This window comes from Sporosarcina sp. AD_1 (assembly GCF_057373025.1).
The window spans coordinates 99311-123010 of sequence record NZ_JBPVIR010000005.1 but is presented as its reverse complement, the minus strand read 5'-3'; the positions used below and the strand labels follow the sequence as shown (position 1 = coordinate 123010).

16 protein-coding genes are annotated in these 23700 nt (G+C 45.6%); 13 read left to right on the top strand and 3 right to left on the bottom strand.

Annotated elements, in window-relative coordinates; translation table 11 throughout:
• Positions 1 to 322: 322 nt before the first annotated feature.
• A complete protein-coding gene (locus ACSW3C_RS11220; protein ID WP_486562687.1) occupies positions 323 to 2590 on the top strand; it encodes an S-layer homology domain-containing protein in 2268 nt (755 codons plus the stop codon).
• 57 nt (positions 2591 to 2647) lie between these two features.
• Here ACSW3C_RS11220 and ACSW3C_RS11215 read toward each other — a convergent pair whose 3' ends face one another.
• Positions 2648 to 4648, bottom strand: coding sequence for an S-layer homology domain-containing protein (locus ACSW3C_RS11215; protein WP_486562686.1), 2001 nt, complete (start codon positions 4646 to 4648; stop codon positions 2648 to 2650).
• Between the two features lie 284 nt (positions 4649 to 4932).
• Between ACSW3C_RS11215 and ACSW3C_RS11210 the strand changes: the two genes are divergently transcribed.
• The 3 genes from ACSW3C_RS11210 (at position 4933) to ACSW3C_RS11200 (ending at position 10136) form a co-directional block, all read left to right on the top strand.
• Positions 4933 to 6396: an O-antigen ligase family protein gene (locus ACSW3C_RS11210; protein WP_486562685.1), complete on the top strand. Its 1464-nt coding sequence runs from the start codon at positions 4933 to 4935 to the stop codon at positions 6394 to 6396.
• Positions 6397 to 6565: 169 nt separating this feature from the next.
• A complete protein-coding gene (locus tag ACSW3C_RS11205) occupies positions 6566 to 8791 on the top strand; it encodes an S-layer homology domain-containing protein (RefSeq protein WP_486562684.1) in 2226 nt (741 codons plus the stop codon).
• A 205-nt stretch (positions 8792 to 8996) separates the two neighbouring features.
• Positions 8997 to 10136: a polysaccharide pyruvyl transferase family protein gene (locus ACSW3C_RS11200; RefSeq protein ID WP_486562683.1), complete on the top strand. Its 1140-nt coding sequence runs from the start codon at positions 8997 to 8999 to the stop codon at positions 10134 to 10136.
• Between the two features lie 243 nt (positions 10137 to 10379).
• Here the strand turns inward: ACSW3C_RS11200 and ACSW3C_RS11195 are convergent, their stop codons facing one another.
• On the bottom strand, positions 10380 to 11075 hold the full coding sequence (locus ACSW3C_RS11195) for a LytR/AlgR family response regulator transcription factor (protein WP_486562682.1): 696 nt from the start codon (positions 11073 to 11075) through the stop codon (positions 10380 to 10382).
• A 156-nt stretch (positions 11076 to 11231) separates the two neighbouring features.
• On the opposite strand from ACSW3C_RS11195, the gene aceA reads away from it, so the two are divergent.
• The 4 genes from aceA to ACSW3C_RS11175 all read left to right on the top strand — a co-directional run bounded on the left by aceA (position 11232) and on the right by ACSW3C_RS11175 (position 15658).
• Entirely contained in the window at positions 11232 to 12515 is a 1284-nt protein-coding gene (gene aceA / locus ACSW3C_RS11190) for an isocitrate lyase (protein ID WP_486562681.1), read from the top strand.
• Between the two features lie 22 nt (positions 12516 to 12537).
• Complete coding sequence (aceB, locus tag ACSW3C_RS11185) at positions 12538 to 14145, top strand: malate synthase A (protein ID WP_486562680.1); 1608 nt, start codon at positions 12538 to 12540, stop codon at positions 14143 to 14145.
• Positions 14146 to 14165: 20 nt separating this feature from the next.
• Positions 14166 to 14294, top strand: a complete 129-nt coding sequence (locus ACSW3C_RS11180; RefSeq protein WP_486562679.1) for a protein YhfH — start codon at positions 14166 to 14168, stop codon at positions 14292 to 14294.
• Positions 14295 to 14488: 194 nt separating this feature from the next.
• On the top strand, positions 14489 to 15658 hold the full coding sequence (locus tag ACSW3C_RS11175; RefSeq protein WP_486562678.1) for a pyridoxal-phosphate-dependent aminotransferase family protein: 1170 nt from the start codon (positions 14489 to 14491) through the stop codon (positions 15656 to 15658).
• A gap of 59 nt (positions 15659 to 15717) precedes the next feature.
• Here the strand turns inward: ACSW3C_RS11175 and ACSW3C_RS11170 are convergent, their stop codons facing one another.
• On the bottom strand, positions 15718 to 16572 hold the full coding sequence (locus ACSW3C_RS11170; RefSeq protein ID WP_486562676.1) for a glycerophosphodiester phosphodiesterase family protein: 855 nt from the start codon (positions 16570 to 16572) through the stop codon (positions 15718 to 15720).
• Between the two features lie 156 nt (positions 16573 to 16728).
• Here ACSW3C_RS11170 and ACSW3C_RS11165 point away from each other — a divergent pair, with 156 nt between their 5' ends.
• From ACSW3C_RS11165 to ACSW3C_RS11145, 5 genes are all read left to right on the top strand, one after another.
• Positions 16729 to 17862: an ABC transporter ATP-binding protein gene (locus ACSW3C_RS11165; RefSeq protein WP_486562674.1), complete on the top strand. Its 1134-nt coding sequence runs from the start codon at positions 16729 to 16731 to the stop codon at positions 17860 to 17862.
• Positions 17859 to 18755, top strand: coding sequence for a carbohydrate ABC transporter permease (locus tag ACSW3C_RS11160; RefSeq protein WP_486562673.1), 897 nt, complete (start codon positions 17859 to 17861; stop codon positions 18753 to 18755). The genes ACSW3C_RS11165 and ACSW3C_RS11160 overlap by 4 nt, the downstream gene beginning before the upstream one ends.
• A complete protein-coding gene (locus tag ACSW3C_RS11155; protein WP_238080620.1) occupies positions 18752 to 19570 on the top strand; it encodes a carbohydrate ABC transporter permease in 819 nt (272 codons plus the stop codon). Before ACSW3C_RS11160 ends, ACSW3C_RS11155 begins: the two co-directional genes overlap by 4 nt.
• 45 nt (positions 19571 to 19615) lie before the next feature.
• The gene (locus ACSW3C_RS11150) at positions 19616 to 20992 is read left to right on the top strand and encodes an ABC transporter substrate-binding protein (RefSeq protein ID WP_486562671.1); all 1377 of its coding nucleotides are present in this window, start codon (positions 19616 to 19618) and stop codon (positions 20990 to 20992) included.
• A 177-nt stretch (positions 20993 to 21169) separates the two neighbouring features.
• Positions 21170 to 23569, top strand: a complete 2400-nt coding sequence (locus ACSW3C_RS11145) for a bifunctional 2',3'-cyclic-nucleotide 2'-phosphodiesterase/3'-nucleotidase (RefSeq protein WP_486562670.1) — start codon at positions 21170 to 21172, stop codon at positions 23567 to 23569.
• Positions 23570 to 23700 lie beyond the last annotated feature (131 nt).

Genomic DNA, 23700 nt, shown 5'->3' with positions numbered 1-23700 from the left:
TTCATTAGTATTTATGTCATAGATTATAAGTTTCGTCTTTTCTACTAGTATAACGTAATGTGACATTGTTTGACAGGATATTCATAAAACTTTTTCTCTATTTTTCAATTGGACTCTATAATAAAGATCATGCTCAAGAGCAATAGCACGAAGACGCAAACTTCTGCACAATATGCCTGCTGAAAAAGACAAATACTCCCTATTTCCACTACGATTAGATATAGTTTTTCCCTTTTCTTGAGCATAACCAATCAATGGGAGGCCATAATACGGTCGTTTATGTTATCATTATGAAGAGAAATTATCAGGAGGAAGAGAGGATATGCCACGAAGCAATAAAATTAGCAAGATTGTCCAGATTTCTTTTTTATCTATTATATTGATGCTCGTTGGTTGCACTTCGACAGAGGCGGAAAGCCAGCAGATCGAACAGAGTTTTACCGATATACATAATGATTTCTGGGCTAAGAACGAAGTGACGCAGCTTGTGAATATGGGAATTATTAACGGATATCCGGATAAGCAGTTCCGACCTTCGGTAGAAGTTTCAAGGGGGCAAGCCGCCAATTTGATGACGGGTGCGCTAAAGCTTCCTGAAGCAGCCTATGAACCGATTTTCAAAGATGTCAGTTCCAAGTCCTCCCATTTGAAGGGTGCTATGGCGACCTACAAGGCAGGAATTTTTCTTGGAAAAGAAGATGGAACGTTTGGTGTAGGGGATTCATTGACTCGTGAGCAGATGGCAACGGTCATTACTCGGGCATTCAACTTGCAAGATACGGGAGAAGAGATTCATTTCACTGATGAAAACAGGATCAGCGAATCGCATCGTGAAGGTGTGAAAATCTTAGCGCAGCATGGCATCACGACTGGGAAAGAAGATGGCTCATTCGATCCGAAAACTCCGGTAAACCGTGCGACGTATGTAGTATTCTTGCATCGAGCCATGGTCAAGACAGGTATGATTGAGGAACAATTGACCGTTGATTTCAAACCGGCTCAGATGTTTGGCAAGTATGAAACGATCCGGACAGAAAGAAATTTTGCGGAAGTACCAGTTTCCGAGACTGCGAAAACCTATCTGCGTTCCAATCAATACTTACAGTATGCTGGTGAAAAAACGGTGAAGCACCCGCATGCAACTGACAAAGTATATACGTATAAAATCGGTGGAATACCGTCCGTTGCTGTAACGGTAACAAAGCGTGAGTTGCCAAACGGGGATTACTTCCTATTTACTGAGTTGAAAAACAACCAGCGTCTGCCCATTACAGTGGATCTGATTCAGACGGAGAACGGTGTCACGCGCAGCCTAATGCATACGTATGACCGTTTCCCAATCAAAAAAGTGACCGATGGCACTTTCGGTTTTGATATTACGACGTATCCTACAGGCATTTTTGAGGAAACATCTCCTGAAGGAACGAAATCACAGAAGATGATTGGGAAAGCGTATCAATCTAAAGCGCTGACTAAATCGTATTCAAACGGCACGGCGAGTCATACGCGAGAACTTCTTAGTGAAACAGAAGCGTTCAGCGGTGTGAAGTTGGGCGATTCCCAACTGTCCGTTTACCACCTTCAGTCACGAGGCTATGATATTGTAGATCAATGGATCCTCGTTTCAAAAGAAGAGCTCTTCTCGACGAAAAAAGAAATGGACGATTGGATGCTCGAGTCGGCCATTAACTATAAGAAGCGAAATAAATGGTATACCGCCCAAGGTCCTTACAATAAGATGGCAACGACCATCGAACCAATGCCGGAATCAGGCAGAGGATACGGCCGTAACCTGTTGCTTGTGAAAGAAGATCGGGTCATGGCGAAGTATTTGGATACGAAGGAACGTTATTATGAAAGTTTGCTGTACAACTCATATGCTAACTTAGATGTGTTCCGTGGAAACTCCACGTACTGGGAAACAGAAGTGACCAGTACCTATTTGAAAGGATTGTTCGGGCTGACAGCGCCTTTCGTTGACACGAGGTTCAATGAACAAATCGCGCTCTTCCTTTACAATGGAGGAAAGGCTTTCGGACATTCCGATTACAATGTTGGATTGAAGAATTACGCGGATCTGTTAGTTTCACAGCGCAAGAAGGGCAATATCATTTCCGTTGGACCCAATGCGTTTTATATTCCGGATTATTTCCCTTCCAAGCAAAAGGTGAAAACACATACATCAATGAACCATCAGCTGGGCGGTATGAATATCTTGCTGCTCGCGTATAAAGAATTCAAGGATCCAGTCTATTTGGAAACAGCGAACAGTATTCACGCAGCTCTAGTTAAAGATGTGGATCAGTGGATCAGGCCGGATGGAGATATCTGGTACAAAGTATCGCCGGACCATACATTTGTTGGCCGAGACTATACCCATTTGACGTTGGAGGACTTGATTCATTCTTATGAAATGTGGTCTGAAATCGATCCGTCCAAAGTGGCTGTCTTCGAAAAGATGATTCGCTCGAAAGCCGGTTATATGGATCGGAATGAAAAAGGATACACGACCAAAATCAAAAATGGTTTAGAACGAATTGGCATGCCAGAATTATTACCGGCAGGCACAGAGCACACGGATGCGCTGTAATAATAAAAATACAACAACGCCCAAGAGGACAGCTTTCGTCCCTTGGGCGTTGTGTTATTACTGAATAATTTTCGTAACTAAGTCTGAACGGATCCAACCATAATCGGAAGGAGGATTTAAATCGGAAATCACTTTGTACCAGACGTAGCCGTCGCTTCCTGTCGTTTCTTCAACGATGACGAGCGGGTAGCCGAATGCTGCCTCGAAACCTGGATCTTTCGGCTTGTACGTAAACAATTTTGCACTGGATGTATCAGGGCTTATCCGAACATTCACGCCTGTCGAGCCGTCATAAATGATTCGGCCAAGCTGGACTTGCTTATAATCCCGTCCGCCGAGGAATTTATCAATCCGCCACATATGGCCGGCGATTTTACTTCCCCAGTTCGGGTCAGACGCATATTTAACATTGAAACCGACTGCCTTGTTTCCAGGGACAGCTCCATTTGCATGTGCGCCGAGAGGATTGGCATAGTTTAAATTGATGTATCTCGTAACAAAGGCATTTACACTGTTTTTAGGGCTTGCATAGACTTCGCCCGCTTCCGGCGTTGAATCAAATACTTTTATGCCGAATAAGTTGTTTTTTGTTTGTGCATTTGTACTAATGCCATAATCACTTTCGTGGATAGCTGCCGCTAAGATGAACATCGCATTCACATTATAAGTCTGTTCAACTTCCTTCAAATAAGAGCCAAGACCAATAAGTTTGGATTTGGTGGATAAATCTTTATAACGGGCATGGCCGCTGCTTTCACGTTCACGCAAGGCTTCTGCTATATAAAGATCCAGCTCTTCTCCAGTATAGTTGGACGGCTGGCGCACCGATTGAAATTGGAAGTAAGGATAATGCGTAATGACTTGTTTGGATGAGACATTTGTAAAATGCACGCCATCCAGACTCGTATACTTACCTGCACCCATTGCTGAGGAGGCAGGGCCGATAGAGTATGTCCCATAGCTCTTGCTTAAATTGTCGTACGTGTAGTGTGTTAGAATCCCGCTGTTGTCTACTACATAATAGTCGTACCCAGTCACAAGTTCGGACGGAACGAGATCGACTTCATTTTGTTTTGCGTAGTAAGTGGAACCTGCCACTTCCACGATGACATAATCTGGACCACTGCCGATATATTTCATTTCACGGCCTTTTTGAATATAGGTCACTTCATTGCGCAGCGTTTTATCACTGTAAAGCGATGTGAGCTGCTTCGGGTTTTGCGAACCGAAAGCCCGGCCAGATTTCATTTTGATGATCTTATTATTTTTTTGGATGGCCTTTATGGACGAAGATGCATTGTAAACAGCCAATGCATCTTCGTATGTTTTATAGAGTGCGATTGTCGGAACAACTTGTCCGTTTGAAATCGAACTTACTTTGTATACTTCCGGATCGACATCAGGCACTTCAGGTTTTCCTGGTTCGCTCGGAGTTTCTGGTTTCAATACATTGGCTGCGGCATTCATTCGGAAAAGGAAGGCGGCCGCATGTGCGATTGTCGCACTGTTTTGCGGTTTGAAATAAATCCCGTCTTTCTGATGGTCGCCGCGGATAATATTTAAGTTGACCGAAGCGGATACGGCATCTCTAAAATTAGGTGAGATTTTCGCTTGGTCTTTGAACTTCATGTCAATGGTCTGGACAGGCAAGTCCATGTAGCGGAATGCTTTGTAAATCATGCCAGCCATTTGCTGTCGAGTAATTTTGTCATTCGGCCTAAATGTGCCATCCGGATATCCGGACAAAATACCAGCACCAGCAGCATTCTGAATCTCGATTGTCAAACTAGAGTTTGCTTTTAGATCCTTGAATGTATACTTTGTGGAAACCGGCAAATTCAAAGCACGGGATAAATACGAGGCGAATTCTCCACGCGTAACCGCTTTGTTCGGATTGTAGTTTCCTTTGGCATCTGGTTTGATGACACCTTTTTGAATCCAATAATTCAACTCCGATTCCATCTGATGGCCTTTAATATCACTGGCTTGTGCCACATTCATGAAAAGGGAAGAGAACATGAGCAATGTCAATAACGTCAGTGAAACTATTTTTTTCACTCGTAAACCTCCTTCTGTCCAACTATTAATATAGTAACAGAATTCGGAAACAAGGATAAGGACCAATTTTCGCATGTTCCGCGTATGGGTATTTCATTTGCCGGCGATTTTTCAATCAGACACCTGTCCATTGGCCTATGAATGCCTGTTTTGTAAATAAGGAATAATCAATTTTCAAAAATGAAACTAAAGAGCGCACCGCAACGTCGTATTAGATGCTATAATGTCAGAAGGGTTATCACATAATAATTTGGCTATCAGTCGTAGAAAGGGTATTATTTTACATGACCATGATCAAAGATAAAATTAGTGGAAAAGATACTATATACTTTATTGTCTCTTTGGCGGTATTGTTCGTATCGTTGTTCTTGCCTACATCTATCGCCCTTGTGCTCACATCATTGTTCTTTGCTGCATTCGCCTTCCTAAGGCCTCAGCAAAGCCTGGTGTTCCTTGTCATCTATGTCAGCATCCGGCCGTTGCTAGTTGAAGTCAACTCAGGCGTGAAGCTCGTCGGCGACTTAATCACCTTTGTTGCATTTTTAAGATTGTTGGTTGCTGCACGTAAAAATTTATTAAGTCTATTCCATTTCAAATTATTTGAATGGGCGCTTATCCTCCTGCTGATTGCCGGATCGATCAGCGGACTCATGAATGGCGTACTGACGTCGGCCGTTATTTTCCAAGTCCGTACATTTATTATTATGTATCTTCTGTATTACATCATTTCGCGCAGCCGGTTACCGGAAGGCTGGCTGAAAAGCCTTGCTTGGGTAACGGTGTGGACAGGCGTAATCTCATCTGTCCATGGGCTGATTGAGAAGTTGTCGATGCGTCAAATGTTGTTGCCTGATGTTTGGAAGTACAAAATATTGTCTCCAACGAACGCTGTCAGAATTTATGGATTGCCCGGCAATCCAAACTCACTCGCTTTGCTATTGTTTTTCGGCATTTTGGCCGTTTTGTTCCTTCAACAGTTGTATAAAGGTGAAAAGTACAAATGGTTCTTTAATGTAAATTTGACCTTGTTTTTGGGAGTATTTATTCTCACCTATTCCCGGGGAACGTGGATTTCGGCTTTTATTTTCGGTGTATTGTTCATTCTAATGACGCGGAACTGGCAAGTATTGAAGCGTCTTGCAATTGCGGGTCTAGCATCGATTATTCTTATTTATTTCCCGGTCAATTGGGGAGTGAAATATTTTGAATCCTTGGGCGTAGAGCCGATAACTGAACATCCAGGAAGCATCGGCGGCCGTCTTGGCGAGACATTCGATCAGAAAAACTTGGATCTCATGTCGGAGAGTGGACGTTTCTTCTATATTAAAAAGGGATTTGAAATCTTTAACGATTATAAAATTGTCGGTTCCGGATTTGGCTCCTTCGGTGGATCAGCTACGCTATCGTATGGATCGCCGATTTATGACCATTACGGAATTCGTTCGGATATTTACGGTGGAAAGTATTTCTATTCAGACAACCAATATATCCAGATCATCACAGAAACAGGTGTAATAGGCGTCATCCTTTTCGCGGTTTATCTTTTAGGTATGCTGGCTCTTTTCTGGAAACAGCGAAAAACGACGTTTGGGAAATTCATGATCGCCCTCTGGTTTGCGACAGGATTCTCTGGTTTTTACTACAATATTTGGGAATTGAAAATGTATACGATGTTCTATTTCCTTCTGTTCGGGGCCTTTGCCTCCACGACAGATCAATACGTAAAATTCAATTTGAAAGAAAAATAAAGGCTTTACGACAACCACCTGGGCAGTTCCCGGGTGGTTTTTTCCTTCTTATGGATTATGGCAATTTACCATGAGCTCTGGTAAGCTGTAGATTGATTCATAGAAAGGAAGGTGTCGACTTATCAAGCATTCTAGCGTTTCGGTACGAATTATCGGAAAAAAAGTCGCGATGACAGTTGCAGCTGTCTCTCTCATACTCTCAGTCCCGGCAGGCGCTTCGGCCAGCACATCTACGGTTGAAAGCTATCCCGTTTCTTCAGGTGTCACGTACACGCATAACACTCATGGAGGAGCAAACCACGTAAACCATTTGCAAGTGAATTTAAACGACCCTTACACAAAATTGTCAGTCGGACTCCCGTCTCCATTAGCGAAGACGGATGCCACTACGACACTTGCCAATCGTGATTCACGAGACGGCAACCGAGTAGTCGGTGCAGTAAATGCCTCGTTTTTTGATATGAAATCAGGCTTGCCTCTGTATTTAATTTCCCAAGGCAATGAAATCGTAAACGGGGGAGCCATTTCCAGTTCACCGGATTATTATGTCAGCCAGCCGATTGCTTTCGGTGTCATGAAGGATGGACGAGCCGAAATTGATCATTTCGACTTCAATGTTTCCATCAACCATGGTGGGACAAACTATAAAATGACAGGTCTAAACCGAGAACGGCAAGCCGGTGAAACCATTGTCTTCACTCCTCAAAACCTATCGAAAAACACGAATTCCAATGAATTTGGCATTGAGATTGTTGTGGATACAGGTTCACCAATTACTTCTACATATTACGGTCAGCAATTAACTGGAAATGTCGTAAAAGTACGGGATTACGGTTCTAAGGAAAAAGTGGAAATTCCTTCGACTGGCTTTGTCATTTCAGCCCACGGGGAAAAAGCATTGGAACGATTAAAAGGAATTAAGCAAGGCGATAGCGTTTCTCTTTCTATTACAATTGATGATAAATGGAAAGATTCAGAGTTCATGCTTGCGAGCGGGCCGATGCTGCTTAAGGACGGCAAGCCGAATATTACAATGAACACTTCCAACTGGCGTGCGAAAGCGACGACAGCACGGACGGCCATTGCAATCAGCAAGGACAAAAAGCAAGTTCATCTTGTCACAGTCGATAGCCGGAGTGGGTACAGCAGCGGCATGACATTGACGCAGTTTGCCAATTATTTAGCTGCACAAGGTTACGACCGGGCACTTAATTTTGACGGCGGCGGTTCCACAACGATGGGAATCCGCAAACACGGTAGCAACACGGTCGTGCTTGGCAACCGCACGACTAATTCCAGTCAGCGGAAAGTATCAGCTATTGTGGAAGCTATCAGCACTGCACCAGTTAGCGAACCTGGCATCATCAGCGTTTCAAGGGGACAAATCGGTGAGGTATTAGTTGGAGCTACAGTGCCGATTACGTTGAATTATGTGTTGGATGCCTATTACAATCCATTGAAAGCGGATGCTTCTCAAATCGAAGTGACATCAGAAAAAGGGAAAGTGACAGGAGCAGGCATGGGCTATACAGCTCTTGAAGCTGGCGATGACCGTGTCAGCATCAAGTATGGTGCGGCAACTCAATCATTCCCGGTCAAGGTGGTAGATGCACCGGCCAAGCTGACCATTTCACCGAGCACAACAAAGGTAGATCCAGGCTCCACGGTTTCATTCAAAGTCAATGCGACCGATGCCCAAGGAAAGCCAATCGTCTACTCGCCGGAGCAGGTTCAATGGGGTGTCACAGGCAACATCGGAACGATTAGCAGTTCAGGCGTCTTCAAGGCATCTTCTGTACCAGGCAGCGGTAAAGTGACCGCGTCACTCGGTACGAAGACTGTATCTGTTTCGATTGATCTGTCTGACGGTACACCGGCATTTAAAGATATTCCTGCAGATTACGCATACTATACTGAAATCCGTTACTTGAAAGACAACGGATATATTAAAGGAGATATCGACGGCAAGTTTAATCCTGGCCAAACGCTATCCCGTGAGCATGCGGCTGTTATTCTGAGCCGGGTGTTCAATTTGGACACAACACAGGCAGGTGCACAGAAGTTCTCAGATGTTCCTTCGACGCACCGTTATTACAATGAAATCAATGCAATTGCAAGTGCGGGTCTTGTTGGCGGAAGCAACGGCAAGTTCGATCCTTCTGGTCAATTAACGCGCGCTCAGATGGCTGCGATTCTCGTAAAAGCTTATGAGCTGAAAGGAGAGTCGGCAAAGAAATTCAAGGATGTGCCGCCAACTCATTGGGCATATAAGCAAATTCACATCTTAGCCAACCACGGCATTACAACAGGAAATGAACAAGGGAAGTTTGAACCGAATAAGCCGGTCAACCGTGCCCAATTCAGCGCATTTCTATATCGTAGCATGACGAAATAAGTTTGGCAGACCGTCCTTCTTCGGAAGGGCGGTTTTTGCGCTTTAGCGTATTTTCATAGCATGCGGGGTCACAATATCGAGACATACAAACCGCCTCCATTCTGGAATGCTTCAAAGCATGCCAGGCCAGGCGTATCGTGTCCCATTTTCATGAAAACGGCAACCATGCTATAATGAAAGCATTAAGGATAAAGGAAGTTTGCTAATGAGAATTGGAATTGTAGGAAATTACGGAAACGATAATAACGGAGACGAAGCAATCCTGCTCAGTTTGATTAAGCAGGTCACTTCGACATTCTCCATTGAGAGCAACCAGATTACAGTATTCAGCAATAACCCGAAGCAGACGGCGACACGTTATGGCGTGGAGAGTTTTCCGCTTTATTATAAAAAAGGGAACGCAGCCAAAACATTTTTCGCTACGTATCAGAACAATAAACGGATCGTTCGCACGTTTGATCTTTTGATCATCGGCGGCGGTGGCATCCTGATGGATTTGTATAAGCGGGAGGCTCCGCTTTACGGTTCTTACGCTATGATGGCGAAGAATTCGAATGTGCCTTATGTCATTTACGGCTGTGGAGCAGGTCCGCTGAATACGGGGCTTGGTAAGTGGTTCATCCGCTATATGTGCAAACATGCTGAGAGCGTGTCCGTTCGGGATCCGGATTCGGCGCAGCTGCTTCAAACGGTTGGCGTTACAAAGCCTGTCGATGTCATTGGCGATCCAGCCTTCTCCTTGCGCAAGGAGCATGTGGAAAAGTCGGATGCTCCATCACAAATAGGCGTGACGGCAGTCCCGTATTACAATGCGGATTATTGGCCAGAAGGGAATCCAGCCATCTATCAGGATTATGTAGACGGCATGGCGAAAAACCTGGACGAGCTGGCAGAACAGTTCAACGTTCAGATTAATTTCTTCGCTACGAAATTCCCGCAGGATGCCAACGTGACGAAGGACATTCAAGCACAGATGAAACATGCGGATAAGACGACCGTGCTCGATGAGAATCTATTGCCTGAACGGATCCTGGAAATGACGGAGAAGCAGGACATTGTCATCGGAACAAGGTTGCATTCGCTAATTTTGGCAACTTGTACAGAAACGCCAATCATGGCGATTTCGTACCACCATAAAGTGAACGACTTTATGAAGTTGGCAGAGCTGGACCGGTATGCATTTCCAATTAATGATATTCATCAGAATTCCCATTTGTTTGCCGAAGCTTTCAAGCAGATGGCTGACAACTGGCCGGCTACATTAGAGGAAACGGAACGACTGTCCGAACAGCTCTATGAGGAGTCCATGAAAGGCACTCGCCAATTTATTGATGCTATTAAATAACATGTAAATGATTAATGACCACCATCCAATCGGTGGTCATTTTTTGCTTGCTTGACGTAATCACGTTAATGGCCATTTCCTATTGCATATTCTATCAGGCATTTGATGATGGCAGGCGGGAAATGAATGTAGCTTTGCTGGTGTATCTTTTGTTTGAATTGCCCTGTTTTATTAAGAACAACAATCATACGTTGAACAAAGCCGCTTTGGGTGCTTCCCAAGCGGCTTTATTAATGGAGAAATTTATAAATTAAAGGCGGCTCGCACTTCATTTACATACGACTGGCTGATCGGAAGCTCACTGCCATCGTTCATTGTCAGTACAAGGCCAGAAGAGATATCTTTGGAAATCTTTTGGACTGCGTTCAAATTGACGATATACGATCGATGGACACGTAGAAACGTGTCAGGCAATTTGGATGTCAGTTCTTTCAGTGTCAAGCTCGTGCTAAAAGTTTGCCCATTGGAATAAAACCATGTCTTCTTCTGAAGGCTCTCGATATGGGTCACCTGCTCTACTGGAATGGGGTACCAATCGTCACCCTGTTTACCGGTTAACAGCCGAATGGGTTCTTCTATATGAACAGCAGGTGGCAGAATGACGAGTAACACACCCAGTTCTCCTTGTACGGGGACGGGGTAGCCGACGCCGTAAAACAAAACACCTGTTGGTGACTGTTCCATTCGCTCCTTCTTCTTACCAGTCAGACACACTGCATCTGCGATACTATGCTTCGCAACCGCTTCTCCGACGGTCAATTTTACATCATAGGTACCTTGCGAATAATGAATGTATTTCCCGCCCACAGCAATGGCGAGTGATGCACCGTTCGGCACCCAATCTTCCAGCACGCTTGTATAGAGAGCCAGCGAATCATCTCCGTGTTTCTGCTTCTCCAACGTCAATTCCATCCCTCTTTCTGCTTTTGCTGTTTTCATTCATCGTGTAAATATGTCCTTTCATCCAGAAAAATACGGAACTTATCCAAATGTCCAGACAATATGAATCTTCTGTTATATAGTAATGTATATCATAAATTACTGTTATGGAACAGTAATAAAGTAGGAATTATCGGAAGGAGAGGAAGTATCAATATGGGAACGAGAAAAGAGCAAATTGAACAGCTGGAAAAGGAATGGAGAAAGAATGACAGATGGGAAGGAATTGAGCGGGGCTATACAGCAGAGGAGGTCATTAAATTACGCGGTTCGGTGCTGATTGAGCACACATTGGCTCAAAGAGGGGCGGAACGGTTATGGAAATCAATTCATAAAGAGAACTATGTCAATGCACTAGGTGCACTGACAGGAAATCAAGCAGTACAGCAAGTGAAGGCTGGCCTGCAGGCGATTTATCTAAGCGGTTGGCAAGTGGCAGCGGATGCCAATCTCGCCGGTCATATGTATCCCGATCAAAGCTTATATCCGGTGAACAGTGTGCCGAATGTTGTCAAGCGAATCAATCAAGCTTTGCAGCGTGCGGATCAGATTGACGCCGCGGAAGGCAGGAACGACGGGTTTGATTGGTTCGCGCCGATTGTGGCGGATGCGGAAGCCGGGTTTGGCGGACCGTTGAATGTGTTCGAGCTGATGAAGGCAATGATTGAAGCTGGAGCAGCGGGCGTCCATTTCGAAGATCAGCTTGCTTCGGAGAAAAAATGCGGCCATCTAGGCGGGAAAGTGCTGCTCCCAACGCAAAATGCAGTTCGTAATTTAATTGCTGCGAGATTGGCGGCGGATGTTATGGGTGTACCGACTATCATTATTGCCCGGACGGATGCGGATGCTGCCGACTTGATCACAAGTGATATTGATTCAAGAGATCATGAGTTCATTACAGGAGAACGGACGCCGGAAGGATTTTACCGAACGAGGGCGGGAATGGACCAGGCGATTGCAAGAGGGCTCGCCTATGCGCCTTATGCGGATCTCATCTGGTGTGAAACGTCGACTCCAGACCTAGCAGAAGCGAAACGCTTTGCAGATGCCATTCATGAGCAATTCCCAGGAAAGCTGCTAGCGTACAACTGCTCCCCATCGTTCAATTGGAAATCCAATTTGAATGACGAGACGATAGCCAATTTTCAGAGTGAACTTGGCAAGATGGGCTACAAGTTCCAATTCGTGACGTTGGCGGGCTTCCACTCTTTGAACCATAGCATGTTTGAATTGGCACACGGTTACAAACAGCGGGGCATGGCCGCCTATTCGGAGTTGCAGCAGGCAGAGTTTGTAAATGAATCTAAAGGGTACACAGCGACCCGGCACCAGCGGGAAGTCGGCACGGGTTATTTCGACGAAGTGGCGCAAGTCATTTCGGGAGGCACTTCTTCGACAACTGCGATGAAGGGGTCGACGGAGCAAGCGCAGTTTGTGTAATGAAACAATAAAATAGGAAAGGATGAGACCTCTGACTACTCAGCAGACACGCTTTACTATAGACATACTTGGTGAAATTACGGCAGGAACGGAAGAAATGTTAACGCCGGAAGCATTAGAATTCCTGTATGCGCTGCATACGGAATTTAACGAAAGACGAAAAGCGTTATTGGAAGAACGCCAACATAGGCAGAAACGGCTTGATCAAGGTGAACGGCTCGGTTTCCTGGACGAGACACGGTCGATCAGGGATGGGGATTGGACAGTTGCGCCGATTCCTCCTGATCTTCAAGACCGCAGGGTAGAAATTACCGGACCGGTTGACCGGAAAATGATCATTAATGCATTGAATTGCGGGGCCAAAGCTTTCATGGCCGATTTTGAGGATGCGACATCCCCGACATGGACGAATGTCATCGACGGCCAGGTCAATTTGAAAGATGCGGTGAGACGCTCCATCTCCTATGAACATCCGATCAGCGGCAAAAAGTATGAATTGAATGAGGAAACAGCAGTACTTATCGTGCGGACCCGTGGTTTGCATTTGGAGGAAAAGCATGTCGTGATTGAAGGAGAGCGGATTGCGGGCGCATTTTTCGATTTCGGTCTTTATTTTTATCATAATGCAAAGGAACTGATACAGAGGGGAACAGGACCATATTTTTATTTGCCGAAACTGGAAAGTCATTTGGAGGCTCGGTTATGGAATGACATATTTGTCTTTGCGCAGGCGAAGCTTGGCATCCCTCAAGGTACCATCCGAGCCACTGTTTTAATCGAAACAATTACAGCCGCCTTTGAAATGGAGGAAATTCTCTATGAATTGCGGGAGCATGTTGCGGGGCTTAATTGCGGCAGATGGGATTATATTTTCAGTTTCGTAAAACGGCTTCATAACCATCCGGAAGTCATCTTGCCGGACCGGAACCAAGTGACGATGACGTCCCCTTTCATGCGTGCGTACACGCAGCTTTGTATCCAAACATGCCACCGAAGGAACGCTTTTGCGATGGGCGGCATGGCAGCCCAGATTCCGATCCGTGACAATGCAATTGCGAACGAGGATGCGTTCCGGAAGGTGAGCGAGGACAAACGGCGGGAAGTGCTGGAAGGACATGATGGAACGTGGGTGGCCCACCCTGGCCTTGTTGCAGTCGCAATGGCAGAGTTCAATGAACAGATGAAAACGCCAAATCAGGTTCATCGCAAAAGGGAAGATGTTCAAGTCACGGCTGACGATTTGCTACAGGCGCCGCAGGGCACGATTACAGAGGACGGCTTGCGGATGAATTGCAGTGTCGGCGTCCAATATATCGCTTCCTGGCTCGACGGGCAGGGGGCTGCGCCAATCAACCATCTCATGGAAGATGCAGCTACCGCGGAAATATCACGGTCGCAGGTATGGCAATGGATCCGCCATCCGAAAGGCGTATTGGCGGATGGGCGAAACATTACTGTCGACCTGTTCAAAACCGTTTTAGAAGAAGAAATGAAGAAAATTGCTACGGATACTGGGGAACGCCGATACAAGCTAGGCAGATTTCAAGAAGCCGGTGAGCTCTTTCAATCAATGGTAATACAAGATGATTTCGTGGAGTTTTTAACTTTGCCTGGATATGAAAAAATATGAACCTAACGGAGGTGATGAATATGGGCAAGACGTGCAACGAACAAGTGAAAACGAAGAAATATTGTCAGGAATGCGGCTGTGAAATCGTAGAGAAGGTCGAGTCCTTGCTTTATGAGTGCGAGCGATGCATCGGAAAACATATAGAATAGATGGAAGGGCGGCTTGATCCAATGGATAAAGCCGCTTTTCGCTTAACAGGTAGGCAGGCATAAGTAGATGGAGACCTTTATTTGCCGGACGTTTCCTATAATTTCGACAGGTCTGGTGGTGAATAAAAGGAGTTTCTCCGCTATATCTCGAATAATAGGGTTGAAAGCAGCGAATTTGATTAGGGGGATGAAAGATGAAGAATGAAGAAATGTTATTGATTCCGGGACCGACGCCGGTCGTCGATTCCATTTATGATGCGATGGCGTCGGAGACAAGAGGCCATACGGACCCTCGATTTGTCGCTATTTATAAACAGGCCATTGAACAGACGCGCGAATTGTTCAAAACGGATGGCGAAGTATTCGTCATTTCCGGTTCCGGGACGGTTGCGATGGAAATGGCGCTCGTCAATACGGTGGCAGCGGGAGAGCGATTGCTGATCATCAGCCATGGATACTTCGGTGACCGGTTCATCAAGCTGGCGGAGGCGTTCGGAATCGAAATTGATGTGCTGCAAGCAGATTGGGGACAGCAAATAGCGATTGAGGAAGTGGAAAAGAAACTCGCTGCACATACATACAAGGCGGTTACGGTGACCCATGCGGATACGTCGACAGGCGTCGCTGCTGACTTGGATCGCCTCGTTCCACTCATTAAGGAACATGGTGCTCTTGTCATTGTGGATGGAGTTTGTGCCACAGCCGCTATGGAAGAGGATATGAGCAAGGAATACGGCAGTGCTGGCCATAAAATTGACATTATCCTGACAGGCTCCCAAAAAGCGATCGGCGTTCCGCCTGGCCTTGCCATTGTCGCTTTCAATCAAACCGCATTACAGGCAAGAGAAGCGATCGGACGAGTACCTGCGTATTATTGCGATATATACAATTGGATTCCCATCATGCAAAATCCGGCAAATTATTTCGCGACACCACCTGTCAATCTCATTTACGCATACGAGGAAGGGATGAAACTCGTCCTGTCGGAAGGGATGGATAAACGAATTGCACGCCATACCGCATTCGGCCGGGCCGCCCGTACAGCTTTGCGTGAATACGGCATGATACCGCTCGCTTCGGAAGAGGTGGCGGCTTCTACATTAAGCTGCATGCTCTATCCGGAAGGCGTGAATGATGCAGAATTCCGTGCAGCTCTGGCGAAAAAAGGCATCATCGTTGCCGGCGCATTGGCACATTTAGCAGGCAAAGCCTTCCGCATCGGTCATATGGGGAACACGACAGAAGAAATGCTCGCTGGTGCTATTCGTACCATCGGTGAAGTGCTTCAGGAGATGGGCCATCCAGTTGATATCGATAAGGCAGTCAACCAATTTACCGGTCTTGTTTCGGTCGATGCTCAATAAATGAAGTAAGCAAAACGCCAGGGGGCTATCCGCCTGGCGTTTTGCTTGTTCTACACAAGTTACCGTTCCTCTTGTTTCACTTCAACACCAATATCCGGCCGGTCTGTGAAAATTCCATCAGCGCCCCATTCATACAATTGACGTATCTCTTTCTTTTCATTGACCGTATACGGATGGACATCTAGTCCGTGCTGATGAAATTGATCGATTAATTCTTCTGACACGGCATCCTGGTTGATTCCAACGCCGGATGCATATTTAGTTAACTTCCTGAAGTCAGATTCATTGAAGGAAGGGGACTTATTAAAGGAATACAATTGAATTAACGGAATGTCCGGTTCCAATTTGTGAATTCGCTGCAAGCTTTTTCGGTCGAATGACTGCAAAATGATCCACGGTGGATTGTGCTTGCCATCAAGGCTGTCGAAGCTCTTCAGCTGGGCAATCAAGTCTTCCTCCATTCCGGGATAGTCATTAGGCGTTTTCAGCTCGATATAGTAATTGGCATCACTCCCGTATCGTTCCAGCACTTCCTGTAAGCTGACGAGCCCTTCCCTTTCTTCCGGCAAGCCTTGCGAAACGGGCTTCCTCGGTCCCGGACTTTCATCTTGCAGAGCCTTCAGTTCTTCAAAAGTCAAGTCCGCCACCGGGATTTCTTTTTGTTGATTAACAATGAACCGATCGTGCATGACGACGAGCTGGCCATCCTTCGTTTGGTGAAGATCAAGTTCCAAATAGTCCGCCTGCATTTCGTATGCGAGATCATATGCGGCGATCGTATGCTCTGGCGCATAAGCAGAGGCGCCGCGATGCGCGATGATCAGGAAATCGTCCTCAGGCAATGGAGGCGGCTCAGCGATTTGTTTGCAACCGATTAGAAATATGAGAAGAACGAACAGAAAAAACTTTTTCATGAGATATCCACCCCTGGGAATATACTTATTCAACACTGATTAAAAGAAAAATCAAAATTAGCAGGAAAAACAAAATCTTTTATCGAAATATGTCTAATAGGATTTTGAAAGTCTTTCAAGTAAGCAATGACAAGGTGTCGGAAAGGAATTTGGTTCATGAAAAAAGTAGAACTGATCAATGTATCAAAATCATACGACAAGCAAGTGGACGTTATTTCCAATATAAACGTCACGATCGAGCCGGGCGAGTTTTTTGTTTTGGTCGGCCCATCCGGCTGCGGAAAAAGTACGATGCTTCGGATGATAGCAGGACTGGAGGACATAACGGGCGGTACATTGAAAATTGGTGAACAGGTTGCAAATCAGTTATCTCCGGATAAACGGGATTTGTCTATGGTGTTCCAAAACTATGCCCTCTATCCCCATTTGACTGTTCAACAGAATATTACGTTTGGGCTCGACGTCAAACGAATGAAGAAGGAGGAGCAGAAACGAAAGGCAGAAGAAGTGGCGCAATTGCTTGGTTTGACAGAGTACCTTGGCAGGAAACCGAGGGAACTGTCGGGCGGGCAGCGCCAGCGTGTGGCATTGGCTCGGGCGATTGTGAGCGAAACGCCGATTTGCCTAATGGATGAGCCGCTATCCAACTTGGACGCCAAGCTGCGGGCGCATATGCGGTCTGAAATCAGAAGGATTCAGCGCTCTCTTGGCATCACAATGATTTATGTAACGCATGATCAGGTGGAAGCGATGACGATGGGTGACCGGATTATGATTTTGCATGAAGGGAAAATCCAGCAAATTGGAAAACCAATTGAGATTTATAATCATCCTGCGAATCCATTCGTCGCGACTTTCATCGGTTCTCCGCCGATGAATCTGGCGGAAGCCGAGCTGGATGAGCTGAATTCGCAGTTACTCATCGGGAATGATTTGAAGCTGCCGTTGCCAGAAGGGGATTATTCGGAACTATCGAAGCGGCCGCTGACGGTAGGCGTGCGCCCGGAAAATCTGCATCCTGTTACAGAAGAAACGGCGGCAGGTTCCTCCTTTGAAATCACCGTAACGAATGTGGAAGTCCTCGGGAACGAGACGATCTTTTCATTCCAAGTGGGCGCTTCGGAATGGATGGCGAAGTGGACCGGCCAGTGGCATATTAATATCGGGGATCGACTGCCGATCCAAATGGATTTTGCTACATTATCCATTTTTGACCGGGAGGATGGCCAGCTAGTTAAGAAGACGATTGACCAAAGCCATCATGTTGTGCAGCATGAGGTGGGCCAATGAATACGGCGGGATCCTTTTGGCGGCGATCTATTAATGGGCGAACGGCGCTGCTGTATTTATTGCCGTCTATCATCCTGTTTTCGGTCTTCGTTTTTTATCCGATGTTCCGAACGATTTATCTTAGTTTCTTCCTGACAGATCAAGCCGGGAATGCCGCCATCAATGTCGGCATTGAAAACTATCAATATTTGCTGGGATCATCAGAGTTCCAGAACAGCATGAAAGCAACAGTACTTTTTGTTCTTTATACGGTTCCGATCGGCGTTATCCTTGCACTGTTCTTTGCCTTGCTGGCGAATGAAAAGCTCAAGGGAATTGGCTTTTTTCGGACGATGTATTCATCAACGATGGGCGTATCTGTGGCTGCCTCTTCCGTCATCTGGCTGTTCATGTTCAACCCGAGCATCGGGATGTTCAACCGGCTGCTGCATTCGATTGGCCTGCCACAAATCCAATGGCTGCTCGATCCAGAGTGGGCGCTCCTCTCGGTTTCCATGTCGACGATCTGGATGAATATCGGCTTTTCATTCCTCATCTTGCTTGGCGGCCTGCAAAATATTGATGAACATTTGTATGAGAGTGCACGAATTGATGGAGCAGGCTATTTTTACAGATTGCGGCGCATTACTTTGCCGATGCTATCGCCGACATTATTTTTTATTATTACCATTTCGCTGATCAATGCGTTTCAAACGTTCGGCCAGATTGATATTTTAACGAAAGGCGGGCCCTCTCAATCGACGAATCTGATCGTCTACTCCATCTACAGGGAAGCCTTTATTAATTATCAATTCGGCACGGCGAGTGCGCAGGCGGTCATTTTGTTCGTCATTATTTTGATCGTGACCATTCTGCAGTTTAAGTTAGGGGAGAGGAAGGTGCATTATCAATGAAAACAAGCCTTCCTGCGAAAATATGGATGTATTTTTTGCTGATTGTCACTTCTTTACTCGTCTTTTTCCCGGTCCTTTATGCATTCATGATTTCATTCATGACAGGGCCAGAGATTATCCAGGGACGATTCATCCCTCGGTCACTCAGTTTGGAGAACTATGTCAAAGTGTTCGAACGGCTGCCGTTACTCGGCTACTTATTGAACAGCTTTATCGTCTCAATCAGCGTCATGCTGGGCCAGCTCGTCGTTTGTAGCTTGGCAGCGTATGCATTCGTCTTCTTCAAATTTAAAGGGCGGGATTTCATCTTCTTTTTATTCATTTCCACGATGATGATCCCTTGGGAAGCGACGATGATACCCAATGTATTTACGATGCGAAAGCTCGATTGGTTCAATACCTACCAAGGGCTGACACTTCCATTCTTCGCCTTGGCATTCGGGACTTTCTTGCTCCGGCAGCATTTTTTAACGATACCCAAGGAGCTCCACGAAGCATCACAGATTGCAGGCTTGAGCCGTTTTAAGTTTTTCTGGAAGGTGGTTCTTCCGATTTCAAAGACCAGTCTCGTCACACTCGGGGCTTATGGGTTCCTGACGACCTGGAATATGTACTTGTGGCCGCTGCTCATTACGACCAATCAGTCTGTCCGTACTGTGCAGATCGGGCTCAAGCAATTGCAGTCCCAAGAAATCGCGACCGAATGGGGGGTGGTCATGGCCGGCGTCATTGTTGTTATCATTCCGACGCTATTATTGCTCTTTATCGGACAAAAGCAATTGCAGAAAGGATTGTCGCAGGGCGCTCTAAAATGATGAAGCTAGTTGTTGGCGAATAAAAAAAAGGGGTGTAGGCAGGAAATGAAAAAGTTTGGGAAAAGTCCATTTCTATGGTTGCTTATAGTAGCGATGGCCATCTTGACGGCCTGTACGAACAGTGACAGCAATACGAATAGTGATTCCTCCACTGATGGAGAAAAGGGAGCGACGAAAGAGCCGGCGAAGACGGAGGAGGGCAAAGTGTCCATAGAGTTCTGGCATGCGATGTCCGGAACCGGCCAGGAATCGATTGATGCCATCGTGAAAGGCTTCAACGAATCTCAGGATAAATATGAAGTGAAAGCAGAATATCAAGGAACCTATGAAGAATCATTGACGAAGCTGCGCAGTGTCGGCGGAACGAAAGATGCACCGGCCATTACGCAAGTCTTTGAAGTAGGAACGAAATACATGATTGACAGCGGCTATATCGAGCCGATGCAATCGTTTATCGACAAGGACAATTATGATCTGTCCCAGCTTGAGGAAAACATTTTGAATTATTATCGCGTAGATGGAGATCTGTATTCCATGCCGTTCAACTCCTCGACGCCTGTCATGATTTATAACAAAGATGCGTTCGAGAAAGCTGGACTTGATCCGGAAAAGGCGCCTGAAACGTTCTCTGAAGTGATGGCGGCGGCAGAAAAATTGACGACGGATGACATGAAGGGCTTCTCCATGCTCACATACGGCTGGTTCTTCGAGCAGCTCGTGGCAACACAAGGCGGCCTTTATGTGAATGAAAACAACGGACGCACTGGAGACGCTTCTGAAGCGGTCTTCAATGGACCAGAGGGACGAAATGTTTTTGATTTTCTTGATAAGATGAACAAAGCAGGAACATTCGGCAACTTCGGAACGAACTGGGATGATATTCGTGCGGCCTTTGCAACAGAAAAAGTAGCTATGTACATGGATTCTTCCGCAGGTGTCGCGGGAGCGATCGCAAATGCTCCATTCAATGTCGGAGTCGCCTATATTCCACATGCGGATGAAGTGAAGCGCAATGGCGTGGTCATCGGGGGAGCATCCCTTTGGATGTCGAAAGGAATTGCCGAAGTCGAGCAGGAAGCAGCTTGGGAATTCATGAAATACTTAACGACGCCAGAAGTGCAGGCGAAGTGGCATCTCGACACAGGTTATTTCGCAATCAACCCGAAAGCTTATGACGAGGAGAATGTAAAAGCGAAGTGGGCGGAATATCCACAATTCAAAGTAACCGTCGACCAGCTTCAGGATACAGTGCCTGGCTATGCAACACAAGGAGCTCTGATCTCGGTATTCCCTGAATCCAGGCAGCAGATCGTCACGGCACTTGAAGAATTGTATCAAGGAAAAGACCCGCAGGAAGTGCTTGATAAAGCAGTAGAAGGCACAAATCGGGCAATGGAGATTGCAAATAAGACAAAGAAATAAAAGCTGAAGCGCCTTCGCCTACATCAGGTGAAGGTGCTTTTGTAATTCATTTGTAAATAGAGGAATATGTCTACGAATCTTTCAAATGCTATGATATAGTAATAGATGGACTGACCACTTTTGGTTTTAAGTAGCATTTGCACTTAAAATAGATAAAAGAATGAAGGAGATGAAGGAATGTCGCTTTTGAAAAAAGTTGGCATGTGGATTGTCATCATGGCACTCACAGTAAGCGGTTTTTCATTCGGTTTGAATGCAAGCGCTGCCAGCAAACATGACGTGACGCGCGGTGAATTCATTACCGCAGTCGTGAAGGCGCTTGAATTAGAATTGGGAGATGGCACATCGCATAAATTTACAGATGTGGATGAGAAAATGGCTCCATTTGTAGAGGCTGCCCTTTCGAACGGCTTGGTAAAAGGAGCTACGGCTTCCGAATTTAAACCAGGCGAAAAATTGACACGTGAGCATGCATTCTTAATCGTATCTCGTGCTGTCAAGACGGACGAAGTATTCCCAACAACTTTGCTTGATAAATTCAAGGACAAAGACCAATTCAAAACGAATGAGCTGGAAGAATTGGCGAAGAGTGTAGGCTTGGACATTTTCAGAGGCTTTGAAGATGGCACAGCGAAGCCGCAGAAGGCTGTAACAAAAGTCCAAGTGAAAAAAATCATTGATCGCTTATTGGAAGTACATAGTGCACAACCTGAACAGCCAGGCGAAGAGCCAGGTGAACAGCCGTCAAATGACAATGTTTCACTACGAATTCTTGGCACAAGCGATTTGCATACGAACTTTGTAAACTACGATTACTATCAAGACAAGCCGACAAATGAATTCGGTTTGGCAAAGACAGCCGTACTCATCGATGAAGCACGCGCTGAAAATCCGAACAACCTGTTGTTCGACAATGGTGACTTGATTCAAGGAACACCGCTTGGCGCTTACAAAGTGTCAGTCGATCGTTTGGAAAAAGGAGAACTTCACCCAGCGATGGCTGCTCTTGGTGCACTTGAGTTTGATGCAAGTACACTAGGGAACCATGAGTTCAACTATGGATTGGATTACTTGGACATGGTATTAGAAGAAGCTCCATTCCCTGTATTGAATGCGAACGTGTATGATGCGGTAACAGGCAAGAACCGCTACACGCCATATGTCATTATGGATAAGAAAGTTGTAGATGGAAAAGGGAACGAGCAAGAATTGAAAGTGGGCGTAATCGGAGTGGTTGCCCCTGGAATTATGCGTTGGGACCGTGCATTGCTTGAAGGAAAAGTAATTGCAGAAGATGCAGCAGATACTGTTGAAAAGTTTATCCCGGAAATGAAAGAAGCGGGAGCAGACATCATCGTAGTTCTTTCCCATTCTGGTATGGGAGATGCAACCCATGAAAAGGGCGAAGATGATGTTGTGTATCAAATTTCCCAATTTGAAGGGGTAGATGCGATTCTTACAGGGCATAACCACTCTGTATTCCCTGGAGATTACGCTGATCTTCCAAACATCAATATGGAAAAAGGCACGGTAAACGGAACGCCAGTCGTAATGCCTGGCAAGTTCGGAAGCCATTTGGGGATTCTTGACTTAGTATTGGAGAAGGACGGAGACAGCTGGAAAGTTGTTGACGGAACAGGTTCATTGCGTGAAGTCGATAAAAAGTCTGACGTTGTGAATCAAAAAGTAATTGATGCAGTAAAAGAAGCGCATGAAGGAACAATCGAATATGTGCGCAGCCCAGTCGGTAAAACGACAGCACCGATTACAAGTTACTTTGCATTAGTTAAAGATGATCCTTCCATTCAAATCGTTACGAACGCACAAAAATGGTATGTGGAAGACCAAGTAAAAGGCACAGAATATGAAAACCTACCAGTTCTTTCGGCTGGTGCGCCATTTAAAGCAGGCGGACGTAATGGAGCTAACTATTACACAGAAATCCCTGCAGGCGAAATTGCAATCAAAAACGTAGCAGATCTATATGTATTCGACAATACAGTAGCCGCACTTGTTATGACTGGGGCAGACGTGAAAGAATGGCTTGAAATGTCTGCGGGCCAATTCAACCAAATCGATCCTGCTTCAAGCGAAGAACAAGATTTGATTAACGGTGAATTCCGTACGTACAATTATGATGTAATTGATGGCGTCACGTATCAAATAGATGTGACACAGCCTGCGAAGTATGACTACAAAGGTGAAACAATCAACGAAAAAGCAAGCCGAATTGTCAATTTGCAATATGATGGAAAAGCAATCGATCCAGAACAGAAATTCATCGTTGTGACAAACAACTACCGCGCAAGCGGAAACTTCCCGGGTGTTCGCAATGCAATCAATACGATCGAATATGCATACGAAAACCGTGAAGCGATTATGGATTATATGATTGATCAAAAGACAATCGACCCATCTGCAGATAACAACTGGACATTTGTACCGGTTGAAGGCGATGCGAAGATTTTCTTTGAAACATCAGCAAAAGCACAAAACTTTGCTCCAAAGGAAGGCGATGTTGAATACGTCGCTCCAACAAAGGACGGCTTTGCGAAATTCTCAATCAAATTGAAATAAAAAATGACGGAGCAGAGATTGTATCTGCTCCGTCTCTTTTTATGTGCAAATCGGTTTCAATCATTCCTCAAACATCTTTAACTCTCCACGTGTAATAAATTCTGTTCCGGGTATCGTAAAGGTTACTATGT

Bases quoted from the DNA above. Each gene is read 5' to 3' on its own strand.
- ACSW3C_RS11220 (WP_486562687.1), top strand. From the start codon at position 323: ATGCCACGAAGCAATAAAATTAGCAAGATTGTCCAGATTTCTTTTTTA.
- ACSW3C_RS11170 (WP_486562676.1), bottom strand. From the start codon at position 16,572: ATGAAAAAGTTTTTTCTGTTCGTTCTTCTCATATTTCTAATCGGTTGC.
- ACSW3C_RS11150 (WP_486562671.1), top strand. From the start codon at position 19,616: ATGAAAAAGTTTGGGAAAAGTCCATTTCTATGGTTGCTTATAGTAGCG.
- ACSW3C_RS11200 (WP_486562683.1), top strand. From the start codon at position 8,997: ATGAGAATTGGAATTGTAGGAAATTACGGAAACGATAATAACGGAGAC.
- ACSW3C_RS11155 (WP_238080620.1), top strand. From the start codon at position 18,752: ATGAAAACAAGCCTTCCTGCGAAAATATGGATGTATTTTTTGCTGATT.
- ACSW3C_RS11210 (WP_486562685.1), top strand. From the start codon at position 4,933: ATGACCATGATCAAAGATAAAATTAGTGGAAAAGATACTATATACTTT.
- ACSW3C_RS11175 (WP_486562678.1), top strand. From the start codon at position 14,489: ATGAAGAATGAAGAAATGTTATTGATTCCGGGACCGACGCCGGTCGTC.
- aceA (WP_486562681.1), top strand. From the start codon at position 11,232: ATGGGAACGAGAAAAGAGCAAATTGAACAGCTGGAAAAGGAATGGAGA.
- ACSW3C_RS11145 (WP_486562670.1), top strand. From the start codon at position 21,170: ATGTCGCTTTTGAAAAAAGTTGGCATGTGGATTGTCATCATGGCACTC.
- aceB (WP_486562680.1), top strand. From the start codon at position 12,538: ATGAGACCTCTGACTACTCAGCAGACACGCTTTACTATAGACATACTT.
- ACSW3C_RS11165 (WP_486562674.1), top strand. From the start codon at position 16,729: ATGAAAAAAGTAGAACTGATCAATGTATCAAAATCATACGACAAGCAA.
- ACSW3C_RS11160 (WP_486562673.1), top strand. From the start codon at position 17,859: ATGAATACGGCGGGATCCTTTTGGCGGCGATCTATTAATGGGCGAACG.
- ACSW3C_RS11205 (WP_486562684.1), top strand. From the start codon at position 6,566: ATGACAGTTGCAGCTGTCTCTCTCATACTCTCAGTCCCGGCAGGCGCT.
- ACSW3C_RS11180 (WP_486562679.1), top strand. From the start codon at position 14,166: ATGGGCAAGACGTGCAACGAACAAGTGAAAACGAAGAAATATTGTCAG.
- ACSW3C_RS11195 (WP_486562682.1), bottom strand. From the start codon at position 11,075: ATGAAAACAGCAAAAGCAGAAAGAGGGATGGAATTGACGTTGGAGAAG.